The sequence below is a fragment of the Corynebacterium sp. CNJ-954 genome (assembly GCF_001942345.1).
Classification (GTDB): domain Bacteria; phylum Actinomycetota; class Actinomycetes; order Mycobacteriales; family Mycobacteriaceae; genus Corynebacterium.
In genome coordinates this window covers 257401-269519 of the sequence record NZ_MKKI01000042.1, presented here as the reverse complement: position 1 = coordinate 269519, position 12119 = coordinate 257401, and the positions used below count along the sequence as shown (strand labels likewise).

Sequence of the window (12119 nt, the reverse complement as noted above, 5' to 3'; positions counted from 1 at the left end):
GCATCACAGGTTGAAGACCGCTGGGATCTGGGAACCCAGCACCCCGGACGATGCCCTCACCCTGCACTGGCACGGCCCCGGCGGCAGTCGGGTCACCACGATCGCCGCCGGGCCACTGTCCCCGGCGCGGCACCCGGTGTGACAGGCCCACCCCGCAGGCAGGGGTGCCGGGCAGCTACTCGACGGTCACGACCTTGATCGTCGAGTACACAGGCATGCCCGGGACTTCTCGGTGCGGCTATGTGTCCCTATCTTGGGTTCCCTTCACCTTCGGCAGAGTCCATGCCGCCACGAGTAGGAGCAGCGCAGCAGCGACAACACCATAGAAGACGCCCCGTGTGGCATCCACGACGGTGGCGGGGTCGGAGTCCCCTCCGCCGCTGGAGATGATGGTGTTGGAGATCGTGCCGTACACCGCGACCGCGACAGCACTACCCGCCGAGCGGGCGAACATCGTCAGTCCAGTGACCTCGGCACGCTCCGACCACCCGACTGATGACTGCGCGGCGACCACATTTGGTGCGGCGGTGAATCCCAGCCCGGATCCCAGGACGATCGCGACGGCGACGACGAGCCAGATGTTCTGCTGACCCACCACCAGGAGCAGCAGGAGCGTGCCGACCATCACGATCGAGGCCCCCAGTGTGATTGAGGCGCGGAATCCATGGGGGACGTAGATTCGGCCGGCATTCGCACTGGCCAGGGGCCAGGCGATGGTCAGAGCCGCGACGGCGATGCCGGCAGCCACGGGTGTGGCTCCGGCAGCCCGTTCGAGGTAGGTGGGCACGAAGCTCGTCAGCCCCAGTACGATCCCGCCGATCGCGGCTGAGATCAGCACGGCATGGACGATGAGTCGCCGGGAGAGCAGCCGCAGGTTGACCACCGGCTCCGCAGCGTGGCGTTCGATGAACACGAACAGTGCCAGCGCAGCCACTCCGCCGGCGAAGCACACCAGCGATGCAGTCGAGACCCAGGCCCACGCTTCACCGCCTTCCAGCAGTCCGAGCAGCAGTAGGGTCAGCCCGAGTGTGAGGACGAGGGCGCCTTCAATGTCGATGCGGTGCCGTGTCCTCTCGACGTCCTCGCGGAAATTGCGCCACACCATCACAGCGGCGAGAAGGCCCAGCGGAATGTTGATCGCGAAGATCCAGCGCCATGAGACGTACTGGGAGAACAGCCCGCCGATCAACGGCCCGAACATCGACGAAATTGCCCAGACGCTGGCCAGGTACCCCTGGACCTTCGCCCGTTCGCGCACGGTGTATATGTCGCCGGCGATAGTCTGACCCATCGGTTGGACGGCTCCCGCGCCCATTCCCTGAACGATTCGACAGAGGATCAGGACGGTCATTGTGGGTGCGAAGACGGCGAGAGTGGAACCGAGGATGAAAATCGCAATGCCGGTGAGGATCACGGGCTTGCGGCCGTATGTGTCCGCGAGTTTGGAGAACACAGGCACTGTGACGGCTTGGGCGAGCAGGTACCCCGAGAACAGCCAGGGGTAGCGGGAGAATTCGCCGAGGTCCGCGACGATACTGGGGACCGCTGTTGCCAGCACGGTGGAATCCACGGCCATGAGGGCCGAGGACAGCATGATCGCTATGAGAATGGGGCCGCGGCGGTCCCGGAAGACTGACATCGCCATTTGTTCCATCGTAGCGAAACGCCGGCGGGGAGGCGCTGACGGAGAGCGTTCTGTAGCGCAGTACCGGACTGGTGTGGCACGGTGGTGGTGACACTGCTGTGAACTACAGATACTGGAGATGAGCCCTGTGCGTGATGTGACCGGAACTCGACGACGCAAGCTCCTGCCCGCGGCAGGGCTCGCTGCAGTGACAGCCGCCGGGCTTTTTCTCACCGCCTGTGACACCGACGGAGCAGGCGTCGAGGAGGCACAGGGCAGTGGGGGAGCTGTCACGGCAGACCCGGACGATGCCGCAGTCTCCAACAGCATGACCAGCGAGCAGGGTCCGGCCGGCGACGGTGAGAAGGAATCCGCACCGCAGCCCACGCCGGGAGCAGCACCCGTCGAAGACGGAGGTCCGGCCCCCGACCCTGCTCCCGAACCGCAGGCGCCGCCGGAGGGCACCGCACCCCAGCAGAACCACGTCGAGCTTGCCGACTACACTGTCCCGCTGAATGGGCAGGACACGATGATCTGCATGTTCCGGGAGAGTCAGGAAGCTGACGGCTTCGACTGGGGGTGCCAGGCGGAGAACTTCCATGCCGGCTGGGACGCTACGCGCGGTGGCGACGCCAACGGGGTCGCCTACCGTGCAGGTGGGGATCCCGAGCTGTATGCCCTGCTGGGCAATGTCGCGGGTGTCAATAATGCGGGTGGACTCGAGGACGGCAGCGTCACCAGCGTCGGGGATCGGTTCGTGGTTGACCTCACGCAGCCTGATGCCGCCCTGATCACGGCTGACGGTGTCACCACCCGCGTGACCGCCGGGAGTTACGACATCGTCGGTTGATCTGCCGCTGCTTTTTGCACTGCTGTTTGTCCGGTGACGGGGCGACGTCGAACCAGGGCCGCGTAGACGGCACCGGTGATGTTGTGCATCACCGCGGCGACGGCGCCGGGGAGTGCTGCCTCGGGTGAGAAGAACCGTCCTGCCATACCGGAGGCGAGGCCGGCGGATTGGGTACCGATCTCAATGGCCATCGTGCGGTTGACCGGTTCCGGCAGGCGGAAGATACGCCCGGTCAGGTAGCCGAGGACGTAGCCGCCGAGATTGTGCAGCAGTACGGCAGCGAAGACGATCATGCCCACCTGGGCCAGTCGTTCGGCATTGTTCGCCACGGCAGGGAAGACCACGCCGCCGATACCGACGATCGACAGCCACGGCAGGACGGGGGCAATTTTGTCGACCCACCGGTTGAGGAAGGTGCGGATAACCAGCCCGCCGATGACAGGTAGGAGCACGGTCTGCACGAGGGTCAGTGCCATTCCGGCGCCGTCGACCTCTGTGCGGGTGTCGGCGAGCAGGAGCATCAACGCCGGTGTCATGACGGGGGAGACGATGGTGGAGATACTGGTCATCGCGACTGAGACCGCCACATCCCCTTTGGCGAGGTAGGCGATGACGTTGGATGCGGTCCCACCAGGGACGGACCCCAGCATCAGAAGGCCCACGGCGAGCGCAGGGTTGAGTCCCAGAACCTTGGCGACGACGATCGCGAGAAGCGGCATGATGACGAACTGGGCGACCACGCCGATGATCACCGGGGTGGGGCGTCTGGCGATGATCTTGAAATCCGGCACCGTAAGCGTCAGCCCCATGGCGAACATGATCACCATGAGGAAGAGGTTGATGTAGTCCGTCAGCGGGATGAAAGGATCCGGCGCGACGAACGCGACGACGGTGCCGGCAAGTATGAACAGGGGGAAGGCCGTGACTGCGATGGCTGCAGATCGGTCCTCCGAGGCTGGGCGGGAGTCGTGATTCGTCATGGTGTCCGAATCTAACGGCAGGTCTAGTGTTTTCCCAAAATATGAACCGAAAAATCTCATACAACGAGAAGTGTGTCTGGCGGCATAACTGAATCGCGGATGAATATCTGACCAACAGTGGGCAAAAGAATATGGTTCTGAACAGCAGGAATGCCGGAAGGCCATTACCGTGAACCTCCGTCGAGGTCGCCGGAGACAGTTCGGCGGCCCGGATCAGAGACGGAGAACCACGCTGTGCCGAAGAGGCCGATGACAACGACACCACCTTCACCTGCCGGGACGGGGGTGACGAGACGACGGTTCCTTACCGGTGCTGTGGCTGCCGGTGCCGGCTTCGCCGTCGGCGGTACCACGTCCTGGTGGTCCGGAGCGGTCGCGAGCGCCGGCGGCGGGGCGCCCGGAAGCGGAGCTTTCCTGCATTCTGTTGCTTCCGGTGACCCGTGGCCCGACAGCGTCGTTATCTGGACCCGGGTGACGCCCGTACCCCAGGCGACACCGGGCTCCGGTGCGGGAGACTCGACCCGTGTGCACTGGGAGGTGTCCACGGACTCCGGTTTCGGCGACATGGCCGTAGCAGGGGAAGCAGTCACCGGACCGGACCGAGACCACACCGTCAAAGTCAATGTCACAGGCCTCGCCCCGGCCACCACCTACTACTACCGGTTCACGGTGCTGGACGGGCCGTCGGCAGGCGCTGTCTCCCGTACCGGGCGAACCCGCACCACGCCCGCGGACGATGTCGCACCGGATCATCTCCGCTTCGGGGTGTGTTCGTGTTCGAACTACGAGGCCGGATACTTCCGTGCCTACCGGGAACTTGCTGACCGCGATGACGTCGAGTTCGTCCTGCATCTGGGTGACTACACCTACGAGTACGACTCCGGCGAATACGGCGCGGCCTACGGCACAATCGTGCGGACCGTGGAACCGCGTGAACGCACCCGCACGCTCGATGGCTACCGGGTCCGTCAGGGGCACTACCACCGGGACCCCGACCTTGCCGACCTGCACGCCGCCAAGCCCATGATCTGTATCTGGGACGACCATGAGTTCTTCGACAACGCGTGGCGAGACGGTGCGACCGGTGATTCCGACTACGGCGGGGCGCAGGAGTATGCGGCGGTGCGGCAGGCGGCGACCCAGGCCTACTACGAATGGATGCCTGTACGTGCGGGACAGGGGTTCGGTACGGACGATAGTCGGCACCTCTACCGGCACCTTCGCTACGGTACGCTCGCTGAACTCATCCTCCCTGATCTCCGAACGTACCGTGACCTGCAGGGTTCTCCGATCTCCGCGGCTGCGGACGGTCGCACGATGATGGGGAAGAATCAGTTCGACTGGTTCGCAGGTGTCCTGACGACATCAACGACCACGTGGCAACTGGTCGGGAACTCCGTGATGTTCGCTCCGATGACCCTGCCTCACTCACTTGATCCGCGGTTGCACGACTGGCTGGTCGACAAGATCGGCCTGCCACCAGAGGGTATAGCGCTGAACACGGACCAGTGGGACGGGTACATGGCGGAACGCCAGCGCATCATTGACGTCATCATGACCGGGGCATCCGGCCCGGACGGTCCAGGAATGAACGTCGTCTTCCTCACCGGTGACATCCACTCCTCGTGGGCTGCAGATATCCCCGCACAGGCCGGAGAGTACCGGCTGGGCCGGGACACGACCGTGGCGGCCGCAGAGTTCATCGTGCCGTCGGTGACCGCTGCGAGCGCCTTCGATTCGATTGTGCCGACCAGTGCCGCCGCACCTGCGGTCAGGGAGGCTCTGCGGCTGGGGGAAGGGTTGCTCATGGATGTGGACCACTGGTACAAGTACGTCGACCTGAGCCGACACGGAATGATGGTGGTCGATGTGGACCCGTCACGGACCCAGGTGGACTGGTACCACGGCAACGTCCTCGGCCCGTCAGACCCGGTCACCTACACGACGAGTCGGCAGACCCGTGCCGGAGATCCGGGCGTCCGTCCTGCAGGAGGTGAGCTCGACCGGTCCCGGACGGCCTACGCTACGGCGTGATTAGGATGGCGGCATGACTGAACCCCACCCTGCTTCCCCGGCAGTGGTCGACAGCGCTGTCGCCGACGTCCGGGACGCCCTGTCCCGCCTGGCGGACGGAGACATCCTGAAGGTCAATCAACGCCACGGCGACGACCACGCAGTGAACCTGACGAAGCTCCGCGCGGTGGCGAAAGAGACGGGTACCGGCCGAGCGGCCGCGGTGAAACACGAGATCGGCACGGCGTTGTGGCAGACCGGTGACTCTGCGTGTCGGTTGGTCGCGACGCTTCTGGTACGGCCGAAAGTACTGGATGCCGACAATCTGGACGAGATGCTGCGCGACGCCCGGGCCCCGAAAGTCCACAACTGGTTGCTGAGCTACGTGGTGATGAAGAGCGGAAGCGCTGATGAACTCGAGGCCCGGTGGTTCGACGTCTCTGATCCGACGGTCGCGTCTGCCGGATGGGCGTTGGCGACGCAGAGGCTGGTCAAGCGCGCGGACGAGGTGACCTCGGCGGAGCTCCGTGGTCTGCTCGACACCATTGAGAGCACCATGGCTGACAGTGGGGAACGGCTGCAGTGGGCGCAGAACGAGTGTCTCGCCCAGATCGGTATCCACTACCCGGAGTTCCGGGACCGGGCCGTGTCGATCGGCGAGCGACTCGGCGTCCTCAAGGACTATCCGACGCCGAAGAACTGCACGTCTCCGTACGCCCCGGCGTGGATCGCCGAGATGGTGTCACGGCAGTCGGATCAGTAGATCTCCCAGTCGGGATTCGGGCGGACGATCTCTCCCTCGGCGTCGTACTCGTAGAACCCGACACCGTCCCCGAGCCCCGCCCGGCCCTTGTCGATCCCGCGTGCCTGGAGAAGGTCGGCGAAGGCCTTCTCCGCCTCAGTGGCTTCCGCATTCCCGCGGGTGATGTTCACCGAGACATTGAAGCCGACGGTGTCGAAGACTTCGAAGGGACCGGACGGTGCTCCGGTAGCGATCTTCCAGTCGCGGTCGATGTCGGCGGGATTGGCCGCGTCAGCGACGTAGAGTCCGGCCGCGGCGTTCAGCCACGGGATCAGCAGGCTGTTGAGGAGGTAGCCGGGGATCTCCTTGCGGATCGGAATGGCTTCGAGGTTGATCTCCCCGGCGAATGACACGGTGCGGTCGAACACGGTCCGGTCGGTCTTCGGAGTCGCCATCACCTCACCAGTGTTGAACTTCCAGACGAGGTTGGCGAAGTGCAGCGCCAGGAAACGGTCCGGATGCCCGGTAGCGTCGGCGAAGTCCGAGGGACGCAGTGACGAGGAGTTGGTCAGCAGGATCGTGTGGTCGGGAACAGCGTCCCCGACCTGGGACCAGACCTGCTTCTTCAGCTCGAGGTTCTCGGGGATCGCCTCGATGACGACGTCGGCACCGCTGACGGCGTCGACGAGGTCCGTGGACGGACGGATCCGGGAGATCGCTTCGTCGAAGAGTTCGGGCGTGTACCCGGTGACGTCGGTCGAGTAGTATCCGCGCATCCACTCCCACCGCTCCGGGAGCTTGTCGAGAAGCTCCTGGCTGATGTCGTAGGCGACGACGTTCTTTCCAGCGTAAGCGGCCTGCATCACGATCTGGGAGCCGAGGACGCCGGTTCCCAGGACGGTGACGGCGGTGAGCTGACTGTTCTCATTAGTGCTGTTTTCACTCATGTCCGCCAACGTACGCCCGTCATGACTCCGGCGGTGGCGGAGGAACCGGGGCGCCCTTGGGAGGTGCGATCTTCGGGTACGAGGTTCCGTCAGCAGGTGCGGCTGGCGTGGTCGCAGCGGCAGATTCTGAGGGCCCGTCGATGTCCGTCGCTGCGCCCTCACCGATCCAGCTTCCGCCCTTCCGCCCGGGCGCGGCGTCCCAGTGACCGTCCACGAGCTTTCCCTGGACGAGTAGTGCGGCGACAAGGACCGCGGCAGCCACGACGACGATGACGACGAGACCCCACACACCTGCAGGGGCATTGCCGATGAGCAGACCGAACCATCCGAAGTCGGCGTCGCCGAATGTGGTGTTCTCTCCCGAGAGGTCACCGAGTACGTTGATCAGGAACGCTGGCAGGATCGTGATGATCACGCCGTTGACGAAGGCGCCGGCGACCGCTCCCCGGCGCCCACCCGTCGCATTGCCGTAGACACCGGCAGCGCCGCCGGTGAAGAAGTGGGGCACCAGGCCGGGGAGGATCAGGGCCGCGCCGAACGCCGGGTTCAGCCACGTCGACAGGATGACGAGCGCCACCAGGCCACCAGAGAAGCTGGAGATGAAACCGATCAGCACGGCGTTCTGCGCGTAGGGGAACACGATCGGGGCGTCCAGGGCGGGAATGGCACCGGGGACGACCTTGGCGGCGATGCCCTGGAACGCGGGGACCAGCTCGCCGAGGATCGTGCGGACACCGAAGAGGATGACGGCCACAGCCACACCGAACTGCAGGCCCTGGGTGACGGCCTGCATCAGGTAGTTCCCCATGTCGGTGGCGACCGAGTCGTCACCGAAGGCCGTGAACGCCTCGTCCTGACCGGCGCGAACCACGTACAGGATCGCCAGGACGAGGTACATCAGCACCATGGACAGGGCGGTGGCCACCATGGAATCCCGCAGGAACCGGAGGCCCTCCGGGACTTTGAGGTCCTCGGCGGACGGCGACGCTTTGGTTCCCTTTCCACTGACGGCCTTGCCTACCGCGCCGGCGGCGATGTAGCCGGCGGTGCCGAAGTGTCCGATCGCGACGGAGTCGTCTCCGGTCACCTTCCGGGTCCAGGGGTGGGCCAGGGCGGGGAGGGAGACCATGAGGACGCCGAGCAGGACCGCGCCCAGACCGACCACGATCCAGTCCGCGTAGTCCGCGGTGACCAGGATGATGGTGATCATCGTCGCCATGAACAGCACATGATGCCCGGTGAGGAAGACGTACCGCAGCGGGGTGAAACGCGCGAACAGCAGGCTGACCACGTAGCCGAGGATCATCAGCCAGGCGACCTGGGAACCGAACTCCTCCTGTGCGATGCCGGCGATGGCCTCGTTGGTGGGGACTACGCCGTGCATGCCGGTGGCCCCCTCGATCATCACGCCGAGAGGGTCGAGTGAGGCGGTGACCAGGGTGGCACCGGCGCCGATGAGCAGGAATCCCAGCACCGCCTTGATGGCACCGCCGGCGACCTGTCCGGCACTGCGCCGCATGGCGATCAAGCCGATGGCGGTGAAGATACCGATGAGGAACGCCGGGACAGCGAGGATCTCGTTGACGAGGAACTGCGGGATGGCGAGCAACCAGTCCATGGTGGTTCTCCTTTACAGGGCGTAGAGCGCACGCAGCGCTGCATCGACGTCGCGGGCGCTGGTGAAGTTCTCCACGACCCGGACCGGTATGCCGGGGTCACCCAGCGTCTTCGCGATTTCACCGGAGGTGAGGATCAGGTCGGCATCCTTCGCCTTACCTTTCGCGGAGATGGTGTCCGTGGCCTCCACCGAGATCAGCGCATTCCATCCCCACCGCTTGAGGACGTCCTCGGTGGTGTTCTTCAGGAACAGGCTGGTGCCCAGCCCGTTCCCGCAGACAGTGAGGATGTGGTTGCGTGAGTCGCCCCCGGGGTACCGGCCCCCTTCTGCGACGGAGGAGGACGTCTCGGGTTTCTCGTCCTGCCCGTCCCGTCCGTCGAGGATGGCGAGGATCTCCGCGGGACTCTGCGCCGCATCCAGCTTCGTGCGGGTCGCGGTCCGTCCGACGACTCGGGCCAGTTGTGCCATGGCACTGGTGTGCGTGGTCGCGTCAGTCGCCGCCAGTGCTACCACCAGAGTGACCGGGTCGTTCTTCTCATGTCCGAAAGCGACCGGTTCAGCCAGGCGCACCCAGCTCAGGGCGGTCTCGTGGACGGCGTCGCTGGGACGGGCGTGGGCGAACGCGAAGCCGGGGGCCACGACGATGTACGGGCCATTGTCCACCACGGAATCGATCATTGCCTGGGTGTAGGCGTGGTCGACGGAACCGGTGTCTTCCAGGAGTGTCCCGGAACAGCTGACAGCGGCTTTCCAGTCGGTGGCGTCGACATCCAGGGCGATCCGGTCCTCGGACAGAAGTGACGTGAGGGTGCTCATGAGGCACATACTATCGGCGTCGAACGGGAACGGAGGAGAGCTCGGGTCATGTCCGTGGTGTGTCGTAGTCTCAGAGGGACAACACCGTTTGAGGAGGAAGTCCAGTGGAACAAGAGCGTCGCTATTCAGCGCAGAACCCCTATGATCAACCGGGGCGGGGCATCCCGGAGGACGTGGCCTCGTACGTGAGTGCTACCGCCATGGATCCACGGGAACGGTTGCGGAAGTACCGGCCGACCATGGCCAAGAAGTGTTTCGCCTGGGCTGGTGCGGTCCTCGGGGTGCTCATGGTCCTGACGTTGTTGTCGTCGGACGCCGGGAGTCTGGCGGCGGACGCACTGCTGAGCATCGGGTTCGGTGCGATGATGTTCGTTCCCGGCGCGTACTGGCTGGTGTGCAACCGGAGGGACTCAAAGACACTGTCTGAATGGATGGTGTCCCACCAGGCGTACCAGGCGAACTGGGACCTTCTCGCCCGCGACGAGCAGGCGATGTTCGCCCCGCCCGAGGAACTCCCCGTCCTGCCCCTGCGGCGCTGGAAGACGGTTGCGGTGGTCATCCTCGCCGCGTTCTTCGTGGCGATGGCCGGGTCCATGCTTCTTCCGGAAACGACGGTGGCGTGAGTCCGGCCCGCGTAGCATCATGACCATGGATCGACCTCTGACTGGTGTGAATGTCGTCTCGCTGGCAGTGAATCTGCCGGGCCCGGCAGCGGCCCACCGGTTTCACCGGTTGGGGGCTTCGGTGACGAAAGTGGAGCCACCGGCCGGCGACCCGTTGGCGCTTGCGGCGCCCGGATACTACGCACACTTCACCGCGGGCCAACAGGCCGTGACCCTGGATCTCAAGGACGAGGCAGGGCAGCGGGAACTTCACGGGTATCTCGGGACGGCGGACCTGTTGATCACCTCGCACCGTCCGCGCGCCTTGGCCAGGCTCGGTCTTGGCTGGGAAACCCTGCATGCTCGGTACCCCACGCTGTCACAGGTGGCGATCGTCGGCAGTGAGGGCGACGACGCAGACACCCCGGGTCATGATCTGACCTATCAGGCGCAGGCGGGGACGATCGCCATGGCCGGGGGTGGGCCGGTGATGCCCTCCCTGCCGGTGGCAGACCTGGGAGGTGCCGAGCGTGCCGTCGCTGACGGTCTCGCGGCCGTGTTCCGCGCGAGGATGTCGGGGGAGGGGCAGTTCCGCGAGGTCGGTCTGGCCCAGGTTGTGGATGACTTCGCTGCATCGACGCGGTTCGGGCTCTCAGGCCCCGGAGCGGTTCTCGGAGGAGGCTTTCCGCTCTACGGCATGTACCCGGCGCAGGACGGGTTCGTTGCGGTCGCCGCCATCGAACCGCATTTCGCGGTGGCGCTCGCCGAAGCGATGGGGCTGGGTTCTCCACTGGACGTGACTGCCGACCAGTTGAGGGCCTTCTTCGGCGAACACTCCGTGGACTACTGGTCCAGGTGGGCGCTCGAACACGAGTTGCCGGTCGTCGGCGTCCGGGACGGGACAGCCCGACGGTAGGCCCGGCGCCGGGCGACGTCCAGTCCCGCCGCCTGTTCGTCCTCCCGGATCGCGCTGAGGTCCGGTCCCAGTTCGTCGTCGGCGAGCGGAAGGAACCCGAGTCGGCGATACAGGGGGCCGTTCCACGGAACGTCGACGAAGGTCGTCAGACATACCGCAGGAAATTCCCGGCGACGTGCATGTTCGAGGGCGACGCTGATCAACCGGGTCCCGAGTCTCTGCCCGCGGCACGCCGGATCCACCGACACCTGTTCAATCAGACAGTCGCCGTCCGCCGTCCCCACCCACAGCCACGCGGCAAGGTGCCCGGAGGCAGGGGTCCCGGCACCGTCGATGACCAGGACGCATCCGTCGGCGACAGCAGCGGCGAGCTCGGCGGTACCAGGTGGTTCGTCATCTGCCACGGCGTCGAGCCCGACCGACCGGAAAGGTTCGCCGGCGCGTCGTTCCAGCTCCTGAATCCAGGGGATGTCAGAAGCATCGGCGAGACGGGCAGGGCCGGTATCGTCCTCCGGGGAGAATGACACGGCCTGTGGACCTACGAGAGGGGCGAGGTCTGGGCCCCGGGCGCATAGGGTTCGGTGTCGCCGACAGTGTCCGGTTCCCCGTCGGCACCGGAAATGGTGTCGGTTTCGGACGGCTCAGCGGACCCGCTGGCAGATGAACTCGTCGGGACACCAGCACCCTCGTAGCCGCTGTCCGGGGTGACCTCGGTCGACGGAGCGGTTCGCTCACTGTCGTTCTCGCTGGGCGGTTGGCAGGCGGTCGCCCCCAGCGCCAGAACAGCGGCAGCGAGTAGGGCGGTGGTCCGGCGGGTGCGGGTCATCTCATCTCTCCTGAGTGAGTCAGCAGTGGATCAGCAGGAGGTAGTCACGTCCTCCCGTATGTACTCGCCCTTGAGCATAGTGGGTCAGACCTGCGGGTTGGTACACGGGCAACCCCGGATACGGATAACATGGGGTGCCTGGGCGTCCCGGACAGTACCTGACGTGCCCCGGACCGATCGTCGGA

General features: G+C 65.5%; 12 protein-coding genes. 5 read left to right on the top strand and 7 right to left on the bottom strand.

The window, feature by feature from the left end; all coding sequences use genetic code 11:
* Positions 1–238: 238 nt before the first annotated feature.
* Entirely contained in the window at positions 239–1645 is a 1407-nt protein-coding gene (locus BJF89_RS13975) for an MFS transporter (RefSeq protein WP_255372663.1), read from the bottom strand.
* A gap of 118 nt (positions 1646–1763) precedes the next feature.
* On the opposite strand from BJF89_RS13975, the gene BJF89_RS13970 reads away from it, so the two are divergent.
* On the top strand, positions 1764–2474 hold the full coding sequence (locus tag BJF89_RS13970) for a hypothetical protein (RefSeq protein ID WP_075815683.1): 711 nt from the start codon (positions 1764–1766) through the stop codon (positions 2472–2474).
* Here the strand turns inward: BJF89_RS13970 and BJF89_RS13965 are convergent.
* A complete protein-coding gene (locus tag BJF89_RS13965) occupies positions 2456–3454 on the bottom strand; it encodes a bile acid:sodium symporter family protein (RefSeq protein WP_075815682.1) in 999 nt (332 codons plus the stop codon). The genes BJF89_RS13970 and BJF89_RS13965 overlap by 19 nt on opposite strands.
* A gap of 249 nt (positions 3455–3703) precedes the next feature.
* Here BJF89_RS13965 and BJF89_RS13960 point away from each other — a divergent pair, with 249 nt between their 5' ends.
* Both BJF89_RS13960 and BJF89_RS13955 read left to right on the top strand, forming a co-directional pair.
* Positions 3704–5488: an alkaline phosphatase gene (locus BJF89_RS13960; RefSeq protein WP_075815681.1), complete on the top strand. Its 1785-nt coding sequence runs from the start codon at positions 3704–3706 to the stop codon at positions 5486–5488.
* Positions 5489–5501: 13 nt separating this feature from the next.
* Positions 5502–6230 carry a DNA alkylation repair protein gene (locus BJF89_RS13955; protein ID WP_075815680.1) on the top strand — a complete coding sequence of 243 codons (729 nt, stop codon included), beginning with the start codon at positions 5502–5504 and terminating at the stop codon, positions 6228–6230.
* Here the strand turns inward: BJF89_RS13955 and BJF89_RS13950 are convergent.
* From BJF89_RS13950 to BJF89_RS13940, 3 genes are read right to left on the bottom strand one after another with little or no spacing between them, the layout of a single operon-like run.
* Positions 6224–7156 (bottom strand): 3-hydroxyacyl-CoA dehydrogenase, encoded by a 933-nt coding sequence (locus tag BJF89_RS13950; protein WP_075815679.1) that lies wholly within the window; start codon positions 7154–7156, stop codon positions 6224–6226. The two genes, BJF89_RS13955 and BJF89_RS13950, sit on opposite strands and share 7 nt — an antisense overlap.
* A gap of 19 nt (positions 7157–7175) precedes the next feature.
* Positions 7176–8774 (bottom strand): PTS ascorbate transporter subunit IIC, encoded by a 1599-nt coding sequence (locus tag BJF89_RS13945; protein ID WP_075815678.1) that lies wholly within the window; start codon positions 8772–8774, stop codon positions 7176–7178.
* Positions 8775–8786: 12 nt separating this feature from the next.
* Positions 8787–9590: a PTS sugar transporter subunit IIA gene (locus tag BJF89_RS13940; RefSeq protein ID WP_075815677.1), complete on the bottom strand. Its 804-nt coding sequence runs from the start codon at positions 9588–9590 to the stop codon at positions 8787–8789.
* A 104-nt stretch (positions 9591–9694) separates the two neighbouring features.
* On the opposite strand from BJF89_RS13940, the gene BJF89_RS13935 reads away from it, so the two are divergent.
* Entirely contained in the window at positions 9695–10213 is a 519-nt protein-coding gene (locus tag BJF89_RS13935) for a hypothetical protein (RefSeq protein ID WP_139312065.1), read from the top strand.
* A gap of 25 nt (positions 10214–10238) precedes the next feature.
* Positions 10239–11108: a CoA transferase gene (locus BJF89_RS13930; RefSeq protein WP_075815722.1), complete on the top strand. Its 870-nt coding sequence runs from the start codon at positions 10239–10241 to the stop codon at positions 11106–11108.
* On the opposite strand, the gene BJF89_RS13925 is transcribed toward BJF89_RS13930, so the two are convergent.
* Positions 11036–11635: a GNAT family N-acetyltransferase gene (locus BJF89_RS13925; RefSeq protein ID WP_075815675.1), complete on the bottom strand. Its 600-nt coding sequence runs from the start codon at positions 11633–11635 to the stop codon at positions 11036–11038. The two genes, BJF89_RS13930 and BJF89_RS13925, sit on opposite strands and share 73 nt — an antisense overlap.
* Positions 11636–11646: 11 nt before the next feature.
* Positions 11647–11934 (bottom strand): hypothetical protein, encoded by a 288-nt coding sequence (locus BJF89_RS13920; protein ID WP_075815674.1) that lies wholly within the window; start codon positions 11932–11934, stop codon positions 11647–11649.
* Between the last annotated feature and the right edge of the window lie 185 nt (positions 11935–12119).

Excerpts from the sequence above, each read along its gene's own strand:
- BJF89_RS13975 (WP_255372663.1), bottom strand. The coding sequence starts at position 1,645 with ATGGCGATGTCAGTCTTCCGGGACCGCCGCGGCCCCATTCTCATAGCG.
- BJF89_RS13970 (WP_075815683.1), top strand. The coding sequence starts at position 1,764 with ATGAGCCCTGTGCGTGATGTGACCGGAACTCGACGACGCAAGCTCCTG.
- BJF89_RS13965 (WP_075815682.1), bottom strand. The coding sequence starts at position 3,454 with ATGACGAATCACGACTCCCGCCCAGCCTCGGAGGACCGATCTGCAGCC.
- BJF89_RS13960 (WP_075815681.1), top strand. The coding sequence starts at position 3,704 with ATGACAACGACACCACCTTCACCTGCCGGGACGGGGGTGACGAGACGA.
- BJF89_RS13955 (WP_075815680.1), top strand. The coding sequence starts at position 5,502 with ATGACTGAACCCCACCCTGCTTCCCCGGCAGTGGTCGACAGCGCTGTC.
- BJF89_RS13950 (WP_075815679.1), bottom strand. The coding sequence starts at position 7,156 with ATGAGTGAAAACAGCACTAATGAGAACAGTCAGCTCACCGCCGTCACC.
- BJF89_RS13945 (WP_075815678.1), bottom strand. The coding sequence starts at position 8,774 with ATGGACTGGTTGCTCGCCATCCCGCAGTTCCTCGTCAACGAGATCCTC.
- BJF89_RS13940 (WP_075815677.1), bottom strand. The coding sequence starts at position 9,590 with ATGAGCACCCTCACGTCACTTCTGTCCGAGGACCGGATCGCCCTGGAT.
- BJF89_RS13930 (WP_075815722.1), top strand. The coding sequence starts at position 10,239 with ATGGATCGACCTCTGACTGGTGTGAATGTCGTCTCGCTGGCAGTGAAT.
- BJF89_RS13920 (WP_075815674.1), bottom strand. The coding sequence starts at position 11,934 with ATGACCCGCACCCGCCGGACCACCGCCCTACTCGCTGCCGCTGTTCTG.